We start from the raw sequence: 17,102 nt of genomic DNA on the forward strand, positions 1-17,102 counted from the left end.
GATCCTTTCCGTGGGGTCTGCCACCACGATCGGCCCGCGGCGAGGGCGCAGGAAGCGGCCGGGTTTTCCTGGGAGCGGCAGTACCAGGACAACCGCCCGGCCGGCTTGCACAATCGAGGTATGGCGAACACCGGACTCGGCACGGCCCTGCGCCACTGGCGCGACCGCGTCCCGCCCCAGGCCGCCGGCCTGCCCGCGGGCCGCCGTCGTCGCGCCGCCGGGTTGCGCCGCGAGGAACTGGCCCAGCTGGCGGGCATCTCCGCCGACTACGTCGTCCGGCTCGAGCAGGGCCGCGCCACCAGCCCGTCGGCGCAGGTGGTCGAGGCGCTGGCCCGGGCGCTGCGCCTCACGCGGGACGAGCGGACGCACCTGTTCCGCCTGGCCGGGCTCGTGCCGCCGGGCCCGGGCACGGTCCCCCGGCACATCACCCCGGGCGTCCACCGCATGCTGGACCGGCTGGCCGGCACCCCGGTCGCCGTCTTCGACGCCGCCTGGAACCAGCTCCTGGCCAACCCGCTGTACACGGCGCTGATGGGCGAATGGCACGGCGACGACCTCAACGGCGTCCGGCGCAATTTCCTCAGCCCCAACGCCCGGGTGCGCGACACCCCGGAGTCCCGGGACGCGCTCCAGGCGGCCCTGGTCGCCGACCTGCGCCGCACGGCCGGCACCTACCCCGACGACACCGGCATCCGGACGCTCATCGCCGACCTCCGGCAGCACAGCCCGCGGTTCGCCGACCTGTGGGACTCGGGCGCGATCGGCCGGCACGAAGCCGCCCGCAAGACGATCGACCACCCGGACGTCGGCGAGCTGACCCTGGACTGCGACGTCCTGAGCGTGGCGGGCAGCGACCTGCGCATGATGGTGTACACGGCCGAGCCGGGCACGGAGGCCGCCGACCGGCTGGCACTGCTGGGTGTCATCGGGACGCAGTCACTGGTCGAGGACCGGCGCTAATCCCTCGTCCGGCGCGTACCGTCGCCGAGCGGCTCGGTCCGGCCGGTCGCGTCCAACCTCTCCAGCAGCGGGATCATCACCCGGCGCGTGCTGTCGAGGGCCTTGCGGGCCTCCGACACCGTGAACGGCTGGGGCAGCCGGCGCAACCCCTCCACCGCCCGCTCCGCCACGTCCGGGCCGAGCACCACCCCCTCGGCGAGCGCCGTCAGCCGGCCCAGGCGGACGGCTGCCGCCAGCTCTCGGCGGCCGAGGCCCAGTTCCCGCAGCTCGTCCGCCTCCGGGGCGCGGAACGGGTGCTCCGCGAGCCGCTTCGCCACCACTTCGAGGGCCTTCTCCACGGCCGGGGCCAACCCGGCGCCGGGGCGGCGGACCAGCCCGCCCGCCACCTCGAACCCGGTCCCCCGCAGCACCGGCACGACCAGCTCCGGGGCGGGCAGCCCGAGCCGCTGCCGCAACGCCTCCACCGGCACGCCCGCGGCCGTGGTGTCCCACGCGCCCACCACCGAGGCCGCCTGCGCGCGCGACGCCGCCAGCCGCTCCTCGTCCGCGCACCACTCGCCCAGCCGCTCCCCCGTCGGGCGCAGACCCATCGCCGCGAAGTCCCCGGCGGGCACGAAACCCTTGCGGCGCAGATAAACCCGCGCGAGGTCGGGCTCGGTCAGCTCGCGGCCGCGGGCCCGGGCCGCGCCCCGGCGGGACAACGCGGGCGGGTCGACGTCGAGGACGTCGAACCCGGCGGCGATCCGGTGCTCGCCGGGGTCGCGCAGCAGGCCGCGGTCGCCGGTGCGCAGCGGCAGCGCGGTCGCCGTGGTGAGGCGGGCGGTGTCCGTCCCGAGTGGACGGACGCGGACCGGCACGGCCGCCGTGCCCAGGTGCAGCACCAGCTCGCGGTGCAGGTCCGCCGCGACCGCGCCGCGCAGCCGGACGTCGAACTCCGTCGTGGTGCGCCAGCGGCCCGGGGTGAGCAGGACGTCGCCGCGGCGGACGTCACCACGGGCGGTTCCGCGCAGGTTCACCGCGACGCGGGCCACCGCGCTCACCCGGGCGTGGGGTTCGCCGAGGGCCTGCAGCGCACGGACCTTCACCCGCGCCGACCCCAGCAGCAGCTCGTCGCCCGTGGCGATCGTGCCGGCGGAGAGGGTGCCCGTGACGACCGTGCCGGCCCCCGAAACCGTGAAGGCGCGGTCGATCCACAGCCGGACGTCGGCGTCCGGGTCGGGGGCCGGGAGCCCGGCCGTGAGCTCGCCGATCGCCGCGCGCAGACGGTCGAGGCCCGCGCCCGTCGTGCCGCTGACGGCGACGCTCGGGACGGCCCCCAGCGACGTCGCGGCGATCTCCCGCAGCGCGAGGGCCGTCGCCGCGGCCGGGTCGGCGCGGTCGGCCTTGGTGACGACCAGCAGGCCGCGGCGGACGCCGAACGCCTCCAGCGCCGCGAGGTGCTCGGCCGACTGCGGCATCCAGCCCTCGTCGGCGGCGACGACGAACAGCACCGCCGGAGCGGGCCCGGCGCCGGCGAGCATGTTGGGTACGAACCGCTCGTGGCCCGGCACGTCCACGAACGCGACGTCCTCCTCGCCGATCCGCGTCCACGCGAAGCCGAGGTCGATGGTGAGGCCGCGGCGGCGTTCCTCGGCCCACCGGTCCGGTTCCATCCCGGTCAGCCGCCGCACGAGCGTGGACTTCCCGTGGTCGACGTGCCCGGCGGTGACGATCACCCGCATCGGCGGACGGCTTCCCGCAGCTTCGCGTCCTCATCCGGGCGCACGGTCCGCAGGTCGAGCAGGCAGCGGTCCTTGACGACCCGGCCGGCCACCGCCGGCTCGCCCGTGCGCAGCGCGGCCGCGTACCGGGCGGGCAGGCTCACCGCGACGCTGGGCAGCTCGACACCCGGTGCGCCCCCGCCGCCGACCGCCGCCACCGACGCGACCACCTCGGTATCGACGTCGCCGAGGGCCTTGACCAGCGCTTCGGCCCGTTCCCGCAGGCTCGCAACGGACGCTTCGAGCGCCGCGCGCACCGGCGGTTCCGGCCCGCGCAGCGTCGCTTCGAGCGCGGCGAGGGTGAGCTTGTCGACGCGCAGGGCCCGAGCGGCCGGGTGGCGCCGAAGCCGTTCGACGACGTCGGCGTCGCCGAGCAGCAGGCCTGCCTGCGGGCCGCCGAGCAGTTTGTCCCCGCTGGCCGTGACGATCGTCGCGCCCGCCCGCAGCGCGCTCGCCGCGTCGGGTTCGTCCGGCAGGAGCGGGTGCGGGGCCAGCAGGCCGGAGCCGATGTCGGCGATCAGCGGCACGCCGAGCCCGGCCAGCTCGCCGAGCGTCGCTTCCGCGGTGAACCCGGTGACGCGGTAGTTGGACGGGTGGACCTTCAGCACGAATCCGGTGTCCGGGCCGATCGCCGCGGCGTAGTCGCCGGCGGTCGTCCGGTTCGTGGTCCCGACCTCGCGCAGCCGCGCGCCGGCCGATTCGAGGAGGTCCGGGATGCGGAAGCCGTCGCCGATCTCGACCAGCTCGCCCCGGCTGACGACGATCTCCCGGCCCGGGGCCAGGGCGAGCGCGCAGAGCAGCAGGGCGGCCGCGTTGTTGTTGACCACGTGCACGCCGCCGGCGTCCGGCACGGCCGCCTGCAGCGCCGCGAGTGCGCCGCGGCCCCGGCGGGCGCGCTCGCCGGTCGTGAGGTCGAATTCGACGTCGGTGGCGCCGCCGGCCGCGGCGAGGGCGTCGAGCGCGGCGGCCGAAAGCGGGGCCCGGCCGAGGTTGGTGTGCACGACGACGCCGGTCGCGTTGACCACCGGCCGCAGCGAGGACGCGCCCGCCGGCAGCCGCGCGAGTACGGCGTCGGCGACGGCGTCCGGGGCGATCTCGCCCGCCCGCGCCGCCTGCTGGACGGCGTTGACCACCGCTTTCACCAGGTCCCGGCCGAGCGTCCCGGCGGCCTTGGCGATCCGGGGCTCGGCCAGGAGCGCGTCGGTCCGCGGGATCGCGCGGCGCGGGTCAGGCATGGCGGAGGCGGACGGGAATCGAACCCGCCAGCGGCAGAACCTGCCGTTCGACGGTTTTGAAGACCGCGCCGGTCACCAGGCCGGATACGCCTCCCTGCACCATGGCAGCCATCCTGCCAAGTTCGCGCCCGGCGGGCACGATGAACCGGTGGGTTACCGACTGACGCAGTACGCGCACGGCGGCGGCTGCGCGTGCAAGATCCCGCCGGGCGAACTGGAGGCGGCCGTGGCCGGCCTGACCGGCGCGGCGCCCGTGGCGCCACCGGGTGAGCTGCTCGTGGGCCTCGACACCGGCGACGACGCGGCCGCGGTCCGGATCTCCGGCGACACCGCGCTGATCGCCACCACGGACTTCTTCACCCCGGTCGTCGACGACGCCTACGACTGGGGCCGGATCGCCGCGGCCAACGCGCTGTCCGATGTCTACGCCATGGGCGGCACCCCGGTGGTGGCGGTCAACCTGCTGGGCTGGCCGCGCGAGACGCTGCCGTTCGAGCTGGCCGCCGAGGTGCTGCGCGGCGGCCTCGACGTCTGCGCCGAGGCGGGCTGCCACCTGGCGGGCGGGCACAGCATCGACGACCCGGAGCCGAAGTACGGCCTCGCGGTGACCGGCGTCGCCGATCCGTCGCGGCTGCTGCGCAACGACGCGGGCCGCGCGGGCGTACCGCTGACGCTGACCAAGCCCCTCGGCATCGGCGTGCTCAATTCGCGGCACAAGGCCACCGGCGAGCGGTTCCCACAGGCCATCGAGGCGATGACGACGCTGAACGCGCCGGCATCCCGGGCCGCGCTGGCCGCCGGGGCGGTGTGCGCGACCGACGTGACGGGGTTCGGCCTGCTGGGCCACCTGCACAAGCTGGCGCGCGCGAGCGGCGTCACGGCCCGGCTGGACCCGGCGGCGGTGCCGTACCTGGAGGGCGCGCGGGAGGCGCTGCGCGACGGCTACGTCAGCGGCGGCACCCGGCGCAACCTCGACTGGGTCCGCCCGCACGCGGAGCTGTCCCGGATCTCGGAGGAGGAAGCGCTGCTGCTGGCGGACGCGCAGACGTCGGGCGGGTTGCTGGTGGCCGGGGAGCTGCCGGGCCACCCGGTGATCGGGACCCTGGAGCCGCGATCGGACCACACGATCGTCGTGGGCTGAGTTTCCGGCCCGGCCGCCCCGGGTACGCGGGGTGGGGAGAACGATCAGGAGGTGTGCGATGCCCGCTCCGGACCGGACCAGCCTCGAGCAGCACCTGTCCGACACCGAGTACCCCTGCGGCCGCGACGAGCTCTTGCGCCGAGCCGCGGCGGCGGGAGGCGGCGACTCGGTGCTGGGCTCGCTCGGCGGGCTGCCGGACAGCGACCGCTACGACAACTTCGACGCGGTGTGGGAGGCGGTGTCCGCCAAGCATATCGGCGGGGCGCCCTAGGAGAGCCGTTCCACGGCGTCCCGGGCTTCCCGGAGGTCGGCGCCGGTGCGTTCGCGGTAGGCCTTGATCGCCTGGATCTTCTTGCCCTGCCGCAGCAGTTCGGTGACCTCGGCGAGTTCCGGCTCCGTGGTGGGCACGCCGAGCCGCTCGGCGATCGCGTCGAGCTTCCGCTCCACCCGCGCGAGCCGCCGATCGACCCGCCCCAGCCGCCGCTCCGTGGCCGACGACGCCAGTCCGACGACCGCGACCAGCGCGACGACACCGAGCAAGAGCATCCCGTAATCCATACCGCGGCATGCTACTTCCGGAAATTGTCGGTGCCGGTGGCTAGGGTGACGCCATGACCACACTGACCGACCGTCCGCACACCGCGCTGGTAGTCATCGACGTCCAGAACGGCGTGATGGAGACGGCACACGACCGCGAAACCGTCGTTGCGAACATCGTCGCGCTGGTGGACCGCGCCCGCGCCGCCGGCACCGAGGTGGTGTGGGTCCAGCACACCAGCGACGAGCTGCCCCGGGGAAGCCAGACGTGGGAGTACGTGCCGGAACTGGTGCGCCGGGAAGCGGAACCCTTGGTGCACAAGGAGTACGGCGACTCGTTCGAGGACACGGACTTGGAGGAGGTGCTGGCGAGCAGGGGAATCGGCTCGCTGGTGGTGGCGGGCGCGCAGACGGACGCGTGCATCCGCTCGACGCTGCACGGCGCGCTGGCGCGGGGATATGACGTGACGCTGGTTTCGGACGCGCACTCGACGGAGGACCTGTCGGCGTATGGCGCCCCGCCACCCGGGCAGGTCATCGCGCACACGAACTTGTACTGGAAGTACCAGACCGCGCCGGGCCGGACGGCCGGGACGGTGGAGACGGCCGAGGTGGAGTTCGGGGTGAAGGCGGAGGTCTGAGCCGGGAGGTTCCGCTGGGCCGGGCGGGCCGGGCCGCCGGGTGAGGTGACTTCGCGCTGGGCGCGGAACGCGTTGGCCAGCGCCCCGCGCAGGCTTGCCCACGTACGCCAACGACTACCAAGCGAGCCAAGGGGCGAACCCGAGTCGCCGCACAGCCGTGGTGGAGTGGCCGGCCCGCCTGCCGTGGTTGCGCGGCCAGGCCCGCCAGCCGCGGTGGAGCGGCCGGGCCTGCCAGCCGTGATGGAGCGGCCGGACGTACCCGCCGCGGCGGAGCGGCCGGGCGTGCCCGCCGCGGCGAGTTGGCGTGCCCGGCCCTCCCGGACGCGCGCATCCTGCCCGCGCCGCCGGACCGCGTCCAGCACCCTCGCGATGATCACCTCGCGCCCCAACCGGTTTCTCAACGCAACGCGTCGCGCAACGTCCGGGCCACCCGGGCCATCAGCACCTCCGCCTCCGGCTGGAGGACCGCCGGCACCCTCGACTCCGTCAGGGCCACCACCGCGAACACCCCTCCGTCCGCGTGCTCGACCACGCCTATCTCGTGCCGCAAATTGAGCAGCGTTCCCGTCTTCGACGACCAGCGGGCCGCGTCGGAGGCGAAGTCAGGGGTCAAGCGGTGGCGGATCACGTTGTTCGCCATCAGGTCGCGGACGCCCGCCGCCACCGAGGGGTCGATCTTCGACGGCCGCCACAGCGCCTCCAGCAACGAAACCAGCGCCCGGGCCGAGGCCGAGTTCGCGCGGGTCACGTCGAGCTGCGGGACGCGGTGGCCCTGGCCCGCCGTCGACGCGCCGATCGCCAGTGCGTGGGCCAGGTGCGCTTCGCCCTCTTCGAAGCGCTCGGCCGGCGTCTCCACCAGGTCGCGCATCAGGTGGCGCACCGCGATCCCCGGCAGGCCCCACTCCCCCAGCATCCGCGTGACCTCCGGCGGCGGCGTCAGTCCGAAGAGGACGTCCGCGGCCGTCCCGTCGCTCAGGGACGTGCTCAGGTACACCAGGTCGCCGACCGCGACGCGGGCCGGGTGGCGGAAGCGGGTCAAGCCGATCGGGCCCGGGGTCGTGACGCCGCCGGGCGGGACCTCCAGCTGGGTGGCCGCGTCGAGCTCGCCGCGGCGGATGCGGTCCAGGGTGGCCGCCGCCAACGGGACCTTGACCAGGGAGGCGATCGGGTACTCGCGGTCCGGGTCGAGGCCGATTTCGGCGCCCGTGCGCAGGTCGCGGACCAGGAACGAGCCGCGCAGGCCGCCGTCGTCCAGGGCCGCGCGCAGGTCGCGGACCAGGGCCGCGGTCACCGGGTCGCTCCGAGGCACCGGCCGACCGCCGCACGCAACGTCGTCCGGAGCCGGTCCGCGTCCTCGGCCAGCGGCGCCGTGACGTCGAAGCCGCGCGCGAGGTCCAGCTCGCCGATCGGGCGCCAGGTCAGGCCCAGGTCCTCCGCCTGCGCCGGTGAGCACAGCAGCAGGTCCTGCGACGCGAACACCTCCGCGGCCGCCGCCGTCAGCGCCTCGGCCACCGCCACCTGGGCCGGGGACAGCCCCACCGCGTCCCGCACGCGCAGCACCCGGTCCCGGATGTGCGGGACGTCGTCCTCCGGCTGGATCCAGACACGCCGCCGCACGCCCGCCGCCCGGCCCGGCCGCAGCGTCTCCAGGTGCACGACCCGGCCCGGCATCGCCCCGACGCCGGCCACGCCCAGCGGCACCGACCACACGGCTTCCTCGGCCGGGACGGCGGTGAGCGCGGCCCGCACCTCGCTCGTCCGGACGAGCGCGGCCCGCTCCCCCGGCCCCGCCTCGCGGAACTCCAGGTGGATCCCCATGCCCCTGGCTTCGGCGGCGAGCCCGGCGAGCTCCCGCACCCCGCACGTCGCCGGCACGGCCACCCGCACCGGCCGCAGCCGGGCGCGCCGCGCGTCGTGTTCCATCTCCTCGGCCAGCTGCACGAGCCGCCGGGCGGAGGGCAGCACGTCCCGGCCGAACGGCGTCAGCCTCGCCCGGCGGGTCGAGCGGTCGAAGAGCCGCTCCCCGAAATGCCGTTCGAGCGCGGCGATGCGCCGGCTCGCGACCGGCTGCGGGATCCGCGCGAGCGCCGCGCCCGCCGTGAAACTCCCCGTCTCGCTCACGCTCACGAACGCCCTGCAGCCGCCGACCAGGTCCACGACCACACCTTATGCCTGATCGGCATCGAACCGCGCACTTCCGTCTTGGACAGCATGGACGATTGGCGTGAGACTGCGAGGACGATCAAGAAACCGGAAGGATGTCTTCGTGCCGTTCCCCCGAGCCCGGCAGGCCGCGCTCACCGCCCTGCTCCTCGTTCCGCTGACCGCCTGCGCCGCGGAACCGGCGAAAACACCGGAAGCGACACCGACCCGAGCCACCACACAGACCGCGGCACCGCAACCGGACTTCGCCCCGCTCGAACGCAGCTTCGACGCCCGCCTCGGCGTGTACGCCCTCGACACCGGCTCCGGCCGCGAGATCGCCCACCGCGCCGACGAGCGCTTCGGCTACGCCTCGACGCACAAGGCGTTCTCGGCCGCCGCGGTGCTCCAGCGCACCAACATGGCCGACCTCGCGAAGGTGCTGACCTACCGCCGGGCCGACCTGCAGGAGAACTCCCCGGTCACCGAAAAGCAGGTCGACACCGGCATTTCGCTGCGCGACGCGATCGACGCGGCGTTGCGCTACAGCGACAACACCGCCGCGAACCTGCTGTTCCAGCAGCTCGGCGGGCCGCCGGGACTCGCCGCCGCGCTGCGGGCGATCGGCGACACGACCACCCACGTCGACCGGACCGAACCCGCGCTCAACGACCTCGCGCCGGGCGACCTCCGCGACACCAGCACCCCGCGCGCGATGGCCGGCAGCCTGCGCACCTTCGCCCTCGGCGACGCGCTCCCGCCGGACAAGCGCGCCCTGTACACGGACATGATGCGCGCCAACCGGACCGGCGCGACCGTGATCCGGGCGGGCACGCCGGCCGGCTGGGCCGTCGCCGACAAGACCGGCACCGGCGAATACGCCACGCGCAACGACATCGCGGTCGTCTGGCCGCCGGGGCGGGCGCCGATCGTCCTCGCGATCATGTCCAGCCGCCAGGCCGAGGACGCCGACCACGACGACCGGCTCATCGCGCAGGCGGCGAAGCTGACACTCGACGCCCTGAAGGGGAACTAACCGAAGAGCCGCAGCACTTCCGAGGAGACGTCGTCGAGCCAGCCGGCCCGCTGGGCGGGGTCGGCGTCGGCCACCACCCGCAGGACGAGCCGCCGCACCTCCGGCTCCCCGAGGTAGGGCGCGAGGCAGCGCCGCCAGATCGCGTCCAGGGGGTCGCCGAACAGCGTCCGCTCCCGCTCCTCCGGGGTGTCGGAGGTGTTGACCACCAGCATCCGCCGCAGGGACAGCAGCGACTCGGGTGCGCCGCCGGCGTCGTCGAGGCGGTAGGCCACGCCGGGGACGAGGATCCGGTCGAGCCAGCCGCCGAGGATCGCGGGCGGCTTGCCCCACCAGTTGGGGTGGATCGCGACGAGCCCGCCGGCCTCCCGCAGTTCCGAACGGTGCCGCCGCACCAGCGGGTCCGGTTCGGCCGCGAGGAACTCCTCCGCCCGGGTCCCGCTGGTGTAGGCCTCTTCCGCGGTCAGCACCGGGTCGAAGCCTTCGGCGTACAGGTCGTGGAACCGCACCGGCACCCCGGCCCGCTCCAGCGCGTCGACCACTCGCGCGGCGAGTGCGTGGTTGAAGCTGCCGGGCCGGGGATGGGCCAGCAGGACCACCACCGGCTTTGCGTCGATCACCATGATCGCGCCATCCTGCCACGGCGCACCGCGGGTCCCGCGGAGCGTTCAGCCCGCGTTGGCCAGCAGGCCCGGCCCGGCCGGCGCGCTGCTCACCAGGCACCGGTGGCACGGCATGCCCCGCAGCCCGTCCAGCACTTCGGCTTCCCCGGGGAAGATCGACTCCCCGCACAGCGCCGTCAGCTGCTCGGGCACCGGGCCGGACGGCACCGGGATCAGGTGACAGACGCGTCTGCTCTCGCCGACGACGCCTCGGCGTAGCCGCACCAGTGCGAGCATCCCACCGTTCTCACCCATGCCAGCACGGTAAGCGACGAACAGCGCAACGGCTTCGTGCCGTCGGCCCAACGATCTTGGGCACCGATGGTCCCGGACACCAAAGTCACGCCGGGGACAGCACCGCCGAGCCCAGGCGGCGGCACAGGGCCAGCGCCAGCTCGACGTCCAGCCGCGACTCGCCGAGGCCGCGAGGCAACAGCTCCTGGGCCTTGCGGACGCGGTACTGCACCGAATTCTTGTGCATGGTCAGCTCCGCGGCCGCCGCCGTGTAGCTGCCGCCCGTGCTCAGGAACACCTGGAGCGTCTCGCGCAGGCGGCCGCAGTTCTCGTCGTCGGCGGCCAGCGGGCCGAGGCTGCTCGCGACCCACAGGCGGGCCGCGTTCAGGTCGCTCGTCATCAGTGCCACCGTGCCGACCTCGCGGAAGGTCAGCACGCGGTCGCAGTGCTCCCCCGCCGCCAGCGCCAGCGCGTGCACCCGGCGGGCCTGCTGGTGGGTGTCGCGGAAACCGGCGACCCCGGTGCCGGCATCGCCGACGGTCACCCGGACTCCGGCTTCGGCGAGCGCCGCGTCGAGGTGCTCGCGGCCGACCGTCGCGCCCGGGGCGAGCGGGAGCCACACCCAGGCGCTGGCCTCGTCGCGCGGGACGAACAGCGGACGGCCTTGCCCGCCGACGCGCTCGGACACCGCGACCGCGACCGATTCCAGCAACGACAGCGCATCGTCGACCAGGGCCGCCGACGCGTGCCAGACGATCATGCCCACGTGCGTGCCGCGCAGGCGGTAGCCGATCAGCGCCTCGGCCGCGTCGACGTCGGGCGGGCCGCCGTTGCCGTCGAGCAGGTCCGCCACCTTCGCCGCCCGCGCGGCACTGCGGTTGAGCAGCCAGCGGTCGCGTTCGTCCTGGTAGACGGCGACGAGGTGGCGGACGACCCGGGTGATGAACTCGTAGGCGACCCGCAGCAGCCGGCGCATCATGGCCCCGAGCAGGGCCGCGTCGTCGACGAGCCGGGTGCACTCCTGGAACCCGAAGTCGAGCATCGCGGCCTGCCCGAGGTCGTACGCGCGGATCAGGTCGAACACCGGCGTGCCGCGCTGGGCCAGCCGCCGCGCGTACTCGATCGCCGCGGCCGGCGGCTCGACACCGGCCGGGTCGATGCCGTGCCGGAAGATCTGCAACGCCGTCTCGATGTTCTGGTACACGCTCGACGACAGCAGGCTCACCATGCGCTCGTCGTCGTTGACCAGCTGCGGCAGATCGGCGGCGTACAGCTGGACCAGTTCGCCGGTCAGTTCGCCCGCGCGGTCGGCGAGGGTGGCGGCGATCTGCCGGATGCGGTCCGAGACGACTTCTTCGTCCACCATGGAGCCACCTTAGGGGGTGGCGCTTCAAGCTAGCCGAGGAACTCGTCGATCAAGTCGAACGTCCGGTCCGGCGCCTGCAGCGCCGGCTGGTGCCCGGCGCCCGCCACCACCTCGAACCGGGCGTCGGCGAACCCCGCCGCATACGCCTTGCCGAACGCCGGCGGGACGACGACGTCGTCTTCGCCCCAGATCAGCAGGGCCGGGACCCGGACCCGCGCGAGCCGGCGCAGCAGCTTCGGGTCGGCGAGGCCCGGGCCGGCGTAGGCCCGCATCGCGGCCAGGTCCGCCGGGTCCGGTCCGGGCGCGCCGGGCGGCGGCTGCGGCAGGCGCACCGGGTGTCCCTCGATCTCCGGGCCGATCGCGTCGAGCAGCACGAGCCGGCCGAGGCGCCGGCCACGGTCCCGCACGGCCAGTTCGGCCGCCACCCAGCCGCCGAACGAACTGCCCACCACGACGACGTCCTCGAGGCCTTCGTCGTCCAGGAGGTCGAGGTAGGCCAGGGCGAGGTCGTCGACGCCGGTGAACGCGTCCGGCCGCGGGGTGCCCGACCAGCCCGGGTGCGTGGGCGCCAGCACACGGGCGCGCGGCGCGAAGTGCTCGACGATCGGGATGACGCTGCGTGGTCCGGCGCCGCCGTGCAGGACGAGCACGGCGCGGTCGCCGCCGCCGGTGTCGACGAGGTCGAATTCCATGGGTTTCCTTCCGTCAGTGTTGTGCGGCGAAGCGGGTCATTTGCTCGACCATCGCGTCGGGCGCGCCGGCGGCGAAGCAGGCTTCGAGGTTGTCCGCCGAGGCCCGCGCGGCTTCTTCCGCGCGGGGGAACATCGCGGCTTCGTAGGCCGAGAGAGCGCTTTCGACGTTGTCGTGGCCGGCCAGCGCGAGGGCCAGTTCGGTGGCGTCCAGCATGGCGAGGTTCGCGCCTTCGCCGGCGAACGGCGACATGACGTGCGCGGCGTCGCCGAGCAGGGTCACGCCCGGCACGCGTGACCAGCGGTGGCCGACCGGCAGGGCGTGGATCGGCCGCGGGATCAGGGGCTCGTCGCTGTCCGCGACCAGGGCCCGCAGTTCCGGGGCGAAGTCGGCGAAGACGTCGAGGAGCCGATTCCGGTCGGCGAACCCGGCGGCGTCCTCGGCCCGGACCGCGGCGTACACCCGGATGCGGCCGCCGCCGGTGCGCTGGGCGATCAGCCCTTTCCCTTCGGCGAGCGCGAACATCGAGCCCGGCCCGACCAGCGCCGCCACGGCCGGGTGCCGGTCGTCCACATCGGACAGCCGGGCTTCCACGAAGGACAGACCGGAATGGCGGGGCACGGCCTCCGAAAGCACCGGCCGGACCTTCGACCAGGCGCCGTCCGCGCCGACCACCAGGTCCGCTTCGACGACCTCGCCGGTGGCCAGGGTGAGCCGCCCCGGTGACACCGCGGCCACCTTGGCACCCCAGCGGACGACGCCGTCCGGCAGCGATCCGGCCAGGATCCGCTTGAGCTCGCCGCGATCGACCTCCGGCCGCGTCCCGTCGCCACCGGTTTCCTCGAACCGGACCGCGCCGTGCCGGTCAAGGATGCGCAGCGCCTCGCCCTCCTCGCGGACGACTGCGCGGAACTCCGCCGTCAGCCCGGCTTCGGCCAGCGCCCGCTGACCGGATTCCTCGTGCAGGTCGAGGGTGCCGCCCTGGTCGCGGGCGGCCGGTGACGCTTCGAGTTCGTAGACGGCCGAAGCGATTCCGCGCGTGTGCAGGATCCGGGCCAGCGTGAGGCCGCCGAGGCCGCCGCCGGCGATCGCGATCGACGGCGTCATCGGGCCTCCCCGGAGCCCGGGCGCGGGGTGGCGAGCGCGCCGTTCAGCAGTGCGTCGAACGCCCACCTCGCGCGGGCGGGGCCGGGGCCGGACACCAGGTCGGTGGCCAGCGCGGCGATGTGCGGGTGCGTCCCCGGCGAGACATCGGCCAGGGACTCCGTCATCACCTCGTGCTCCCGCGCGGCACCGGGCCGCTCCCGGCGGCTGCCGTGTTCGACGGCCGTCGCGGTGGCGGTGAGCAGCAGGACGTCGACCGCCCACGCGGCCTGCCCCGGTGCCATGCCGCCCTCGTCGAGCAGGGCCAGCACCGCCTCGACGAGGGCCAGGTAGTGCGGGCCGCTCAGCCGGGTCACCAGCGCGACCCGGGCCAGGCTCGGGTGGGCGAACAGCACCGACCGGTAGGAGTCCAGCACCGCCCACAGGCGTTCGCGCCAGTCCCCTTCGCCGGTCAGGGCGACCTCGGCGAGCAGTTCGTCGAGCACCGCGGCGTGCAGCTCCTCGGTGTCCTTGACGTAGACGTAGAGCGAGGCGGCGCCGGTGTCGAGCTCCCTGGCGAGGCGGCGCATGGTGACGCGCTCGACGCCTTCGGCGCGCATGACCGCGACGGCGGCCGCCACGATCCCCTCGCGCGTCAACGCGGGCTTCGCCGGGCGTTCCCGGCGGTTGTACGTGCTTCCCGGAGTCATGCCACCACTGTAGCGAACATGTTCGTTGCGAGCACGTTCGGGACGAACATGTTCGCAGTGATCCACGGCACACGAATCAACACATCATTCGGGTGCGTGGAATGCGACATTCGGATCCACCATTTTGTTAAGTCGTCCGTTAAGCACCACATCGAAAGACTCGAAAATAATCGCGAAAGTGCGAGCGCGATTATTTTCGAGGTCCAGACCACTGAGGAAAGATCACCCATACGGCGGCTTCTCCTTGCACCGCAACGATGCCGGACGAGCGATGCGAGCGGTGCCCGGTTTTCGAAACTGCCTTACACGACATTTGGCGCTTGTGGCAACTCTCCACGAGCGGTATATCTGGGTGACCTGAATTCGCACACGGCCGCCTCGCACAGCCGGCCGGTTCGATGCCGCCCTTCCCCGCTCCCCGGAGGCACCACCATGCACCGCCTGGACCCCGCCCGCGACCACGTCATCGGGCTCTACCGCATCGTCATCGGCTTCCTGTTCGCCTGCCACGGCCTCAAGTCGCTCTTCGGCCTGTTCGGGGCGAAGTCCACCATCGCCGTCGGCACCTGGCCCGGCTGGTGGGCCGCGGTGATCCAGCTCGTGTGCGGCGTGCTCGTCTGCGTCGGCCTCGGGACCCGGGTCGCCGCGGTGCTCGGTTCCGGCTCGATGGCCTACGCGTACTTCGTCGTCCACCTGCCGACCGGCCTGTTCCCGATCCAGAACGGCGGCGAAGCGGCCGCGCTGTTCTGCTGGTCACTGCTGCTCGTCGCGTTCGTCGGCGCGGGCCGCTTCGCGCTGGACAACCTGACCGTCCGGCAGCGGTCCTCCGAGCCGACCCGGGCCGGCGCCGCAGTCTAGGAGGAGCGCGAGATCCCGACGCCGCTGCGCGCGTCGGGACCGTACTTCGCCAGCTCCCCCGCGAGGTCGAGCCGCCCGATCGACGCGCCCTTCGCGCGGTCCTCTTCGGTCAGCAGCTCGCGGGGGATGATCCAGACGACCTCGAACTCCAGCCCGCTGGGATCCTTGGCGTACAGGGATTTCGTGGTTCCGTGGTCGGACGAGCCGACCAGCGCGCCCGCTTCGGTGAGCCGGGCGGCGAGCCGCTCGAGGTCGCCGAGCGTGTCGACCTCCCACGCGAGGTGGTACAGCCCGACCGAGGTCCGCCCGGCGCCGGAGTCCGCGGCGTCCGGGCCGATCTCGAAGAGCCCGAGGTCGTGGTCGTTGGCCGAGCCGGGCGCCCGCAGGAACGCCGCGCCCCGGTGCGCGTCCCCGCCGTCGATGTACCCGAAGCCGAGCACGTCCCGGTAGAACGCCACGCTTTCGGCCAGGTCGCGGACGTAGAGCACGGCGTGGTTCAGACGAGAGATCGACATCGAGGCTCCGTGCTGCACGCAGGTCGGTTGAAGTTTCAACTTAATGTTAAGCGCGTGTTCAGCACCGGTCAACCCACCAGTGCCGCCACCCACAGCCCGCCGAGCCAGGCCGCGTACCGCTCGTCGGACCACCCGCGCTGCTCGACGAGCCGGTGCCACAGCGTCCCGTCCGTCGTGGACCACAGCACGTCCCGGCACTCGTCTTCGGACACCCCCAACTGCCCGGTCACCGCGGCGGCCCGGGCGTGTTCGGCCATCGCCGCCAGCCGCTCGCGGTCGATTTCCTCGAGCAACGCCGCCGCCGCGGGCTCACTCGCCGCCGCGCCGCGCACGGCCAGGTGCAGCCGCGCGGTCCGCCGCATGACGGCGGTGTTGACGACGGCCAGCGCCGCGAACCGGGCGGGCAGCTCGGGCTCGGCGAACACGGCCCGCAGTTCCGGACGCTCCAGCAGGGGCACCTCCTGCTCGTCCCCGCCCACGGCCACATCCCACGCGCGGTGCAGCAGCGCGGGCTTGTTCTTGAACGCCGCGTAGACGGTCTCGGGAGCGACCCCGGCCTCGGCGGCGACGTCCGCGATGGTCGTCCGGCCGTAACCGCGCGTGATGAACAGGGCGTGCGCCGCACTGAGGATCCGCCGCCGGTTCTCCAGCGCCTGCTCCCGGCGCCGGCTCGAGTCGTACTGGCGCTTGACGGGCCCGTTCATCCGATACATCCTCACTGTATTGAAAACAGCACGACTGTATTGGAGTCATCATGCCATCCGCCACCGACGCTTTCCTGGCCGAGATGCTGCCGCGGCAGCTCGCCGCCGAAGAAGCCATCCACAACGGCGACGCCGGCCCCCGCAGCGAGACCTGGTCGCACACCGATCCGGTGAGCCTTTTCGGCGCCTGGCTGCCCCTCCGGACCGGCTGGGCCGACGTCGGCGAGGCGTTCAAGCGCGTCGCGGCCCAGTTTTCCGGCTCGCAGGACTACCGCTTCGAGATCGTCGCGGCCGGCGCGAGCGGCGACCTCGCCTACACCGTCGGCTTCGAGCACAACGTCGTGTCGGTCAACGGCAAGCCCACGACGTACACCCTGCGCGCCACGCACGTGTACCGCCGCGAGAACGGCGAGTGGAGGATCGTCCACCGCCACGGCGACCGGCCGCCGGACGAACCGGAGCCCGGGGAAACGCCGACCGGGACCCACTCTCGGTAGGTCCGCCGACCGACCGGGCGACAAACCTTCGACACCGCATCGAGGCCCTGGTCAGAGCCACCGGCGGTTCGTAGGGTAGGTCCACCGCAGGACACCGTGTCAGCTGTCCCGCGGGCGGTGATGCCCCCGGATCCGACCTTTCCCCGAAGCCAAGTCCCGGGGCATCACCGCATCGATCAGCCCTCCCACCGACGTTCCGGCGCACCCCCGGCGGCGCGACCGTGCTCGACGCGCCGGACTTCCCCGCCGAGCCGCGGCCGATCGCGACCTACCCCACCAGCGAACCCGCTTCACCGTCGCCTTCGGACGCATTTACATACATACACCATGTATG

The 17,102-nt window shown here is 73.8% G+C and carries 20 protein-coding genes and 1 tRNA gene; 7 read left to right on the forward strand and 14 right to left on the reverse strand.

The features are described from left to right. Positions 1-120: 120 nt before the first annotated feature. The gene (locus tag H5965_RS27445; RefSeq protein ID WP_310973119.1) at positions 121-960 is read left to right on the forward strand and encodes a helix-turn-helix transcriptional regulator; all 840 of its coding nucleotides are present in this window, start codon (positions 121-123) and stop codon (positions 958-960) included. On the opposite strand, the gene selB is transcribed toward H5965_RS27445, so the two are convergent. From selB to H5965_RS27460, 3 genes are all read right to left on the reverse strand, one after another. After that, on the reverse strand, positions 957-2,681 hold the full coding sequence (gene selB / locus H5965_RS27450) for a selenocysteine-specific translation elongation factor (protein ID WP_310973120.1): 1,725 nt from the start codon (positions 2,679-2,681) through the stop codon (positions 957-959). The genes H5965_RS27445 and selB overlap by 4 nt on opposite strands. After that, complete coding sequence (gene selA / locus H5965_RS27455) at positions 2,672-3,955, reverse strand: L-seryl-tRNA(Sec) selenium transferase (RefSeq protein ID WP_310973121.1); 1,284 nt, start codon at positions 3,953-3,955, stop codon at positions 2,672-2,674. The genes selB and selA overlap by 10 nt, the downstream gene beginning before the upstream one ends. After that, positions 3,955-4,049 (reverse strand) — tRNA-Sec (locus tag H5965_RS27460). The genes selA and H5965_RS27460 overlap by 1 nt, the downstream gene beginning before the upstream one ends. A gap of 54 nt (positions 4,050-4,103) precedes the next feature. Here H5965_RS27460 and selD point away from each other — a divergent pair. Continuing rightward, entirely contained in the window at positions 4,104-5,096 is a 993-nt protein-coding gene (selD, locus tag H5965_RS27465) for a selenide, water dikinase SelD (RefSeq protein WP_310973122.1), read from the forward strand. Between the two features lie 58 nt (positions 5,097-5,154). After that, entirely contained in the window at positions 5,155-5,367 is a 213-nt protein-coding gene (locus H5965_RS27470; RefSeq protein WP_310973123.1) for a DUF2795 domain-containing protein, read from the forward strand. On the opposite strand, the gene H5965_RS27475 is transcribed toward H5965_RS27470, so the two are convergent. Beyond that, the gene (locus H5965_RS27475) at positions 5,364-5,642 is read right to left on the reverse strand and encodes a hypothetical protein (protein ID WP_310973124.1); all 279 of its coding nucleotides are present in this window, start codon (positions 5,640-5,642) and stop codon (positions 5,364-5,366) included. The genes H5965_RS27470 and H5965_RS27475 overlap by 4 nt on opposite strands. A gap of 65 nt (positions 5,643-5,707) precedes the next feature. Here H5965_RS27475 and H5965_RS27480 point away from each other — a divergent pair, with 65 nt between their 5' ends. Then, positions 5,708-6,274: a cysteine hydrolase family protein gene (locus tag H5965_RS27480; protein ID WP_310973125.1), complete on the forward strand. Its 567-nt coding sequence runs from the start codon at positions 5,708-5,710 to the stop codon at positions 6,272-6,274. 397 nt (positions 6,275-6,671) lie between these two features. Here the strand turns inward: H5965_RS27480 and H5965_RS27485 are convergent, their stop codons facing one another. Further along, positions 6,672-7,565 carry a serine hydrolase gene (locus tag H5965_RS27485; protein ID WP_310973126.1) on the reverse strand — a complete coding sequence of 298 codons (894 nt, stop codon included), beginning with the start codon at positions 7,563-7,565 and terminating at the stop codon, positions 6,672-6,674. After that, on the reverse strand, positions 7,562-8,431 hold the full coding sequence (locus tag H5965_RS27490; protein ID WP_310973127.1) for a LysR family transcriptional regulator: 870 nt from the start codon (positions 8,429-8,431) through the stop codon (positions 7,562-7,564). Before H5965_RS27490 ends, H5965_RS27485 begins: the two co-directional genes overlap by 4 nt. A 109-nt stretch (positions 8,432-8,540) precedes the next feature. Between H5965_RS27490 and bla the strand changes: the two genes are divergently transcribed. Then, positions 8,541-9,452 carry a class A beta-lactamase gene (bla, locus tag H5965_RS27495; protein WP_310973129.1) on the forward strand — a complete coding sequence of 304 codons (912 nt, stop codon included), beginning with the start codon at positions 8,541-8,543 and terminating at the stop codon, positions 9,450-9,452. Here the strand turns inward: bla and H5965_RS27500 are convergent. From H5965_RS27500 to H5965_RS27525, 6 genes are all read right to left on the reverse strand, one after another. Next, positions 9,449-10,072 (reverse strand): NAD(P)H-dependent oxidoreductase, encoded by a 624-nt coding sequence (locus tag H5965_RS27500; RefSeq protein ID WP_310973130.1) that lies wholly within the window; start codon positions 10,070-10,072, stop codon positions 9,449-9,451. The genes bla and H5965_RS27500 overlap by 4 nt on opposite strands. 45 nt (positions 10,073-10,117) lie before the next feature. After that, a complete protein-coding gene (locus H5965_RS27505) occupies positions 10,118-10,366 on the reverse strand; it encodes a hypothetical protein (protein WP_310973131.1) in 249 nt (82 codons plus the stop codon). Positions 10,367-10,451: 85 nt separating this feature from the next. After that, complete coding sequence (locus tag H5965_RS27510) at positions 10,452-11,711, reverse strand: helix-turn-helix domain-containing protein (protein WP_310973132.1); 1,260 nt, start codon at positions 11,709-11,711, stop codon at positions 10,452-10,454. A gap of 29 nt (positions 11,712-11,740) precedes the next feature. Continuing rightward, positions 11,741-12,403 carry an alpha/beta hydrolase gene (locus H5965_RS27515; RefSeq protein WP_310973133.1) on the reverse strand — a complete coding sequence of 221 codons (663 nt, stop codon included), beginning with the start codon at positions 12,401-12,403 and terminating at the stop codon, positions 11,741-11,743. A 13-nt stretch (positions 12,404-12,416) separates the two neighbouring features. Continuing rightward, complete coding sequence (locus H5965_RS27520; RefSeq protein WP_310973134.1) at positions 12,417-13,508, reverse strand: NAD(P)/FAD-dependent oxidoreductase; 1,092 nt, start codon at positions 13,506-13,508, stop codon at positions 12,417-12,419. Then, entirely contained in the window at positions 13,505-14,194 is a 690-nt protein-coding gene (locus H5965_RS27525; protein WP_310973135.1) for a TetR/AcrR family transcriptional regulator C-terminal domain-containing protein, read from the reverse strand. The genes H5965_RS27520 and H5965_RS27525 overlap by 4 nt, the downstream gene beginning before the upstream one ends. 432 nt (positions 14,195-14,626) lie before the next feature. Between H5965_RS27525 and H5965_RS27530 the strand changes: the two genes are divergently transcribed. Next, complete coding sequence (locus tag H5965_RS27530) at positions 14,627-15,052, forward strand: DoxX family protein (protein WP_310973136.1); 426 nt, start codon at positions 14,627-14,629, stop codon at positions 15,050-15,052. Here H5965_RS27530 and H5965_RS27535 read toward each other — a convergent pair. Together H5965_RS27535 and H5965_RS27540 are read right to left on the reverse strand one after the other, a co-directional pair. Further along, positions 15,049-15,567, reverse strand: coding sequence for a VOC family protein (locus tag H5965_RS27535; RefSeq protein ID WP_310973137.1), 519 nt, complete (start codon positions 15,565-15,567; stop codon positions 15,049-15,051). The genes H5965_RS27530 and H5965_RS27535 overlap by 4 nt on opposite strands. A 68-nt stretch (positions 15,568-15,635) precedes the next feature. Further along, positions 15,636-16,271, reverse strand: a complete 636-nt coding sequence (locus tag H5965_RS27540) for a helix-turn-helix domain-containing protein (RefSeq protein ID WP_310973138.1) — start codon at positions 16,269-16,271, stop codon at positions 15,636-15,638. Between the two features lie 50 nt (positions 16,272-16,321). On the opposite strand from H5965_RS27540, the gene H5965_RS27545 reads away from it, so the two are divergent. Further along, positions 16,322-16,768, forward strand: a complete 447-nt coding sequence (locus tag H5965_RS27545; protein ID WP_310973139.1) for a nuclear transport factor 2 family protein — start codon at positions 16,322-16,324, stop codon at positions 16,766-16,768. Positions 16,769-17,102 lie beyond the last annotated feature (334 nt).

The organism is Amycolatopsis sp. 505 (assembly GCF_031625235.1).
Lineage (GTDB): Bacteria > Actinomycetota > Actinomycetes > Mycobacteriales > Pseudonocardiaceae > Amycolatopsis.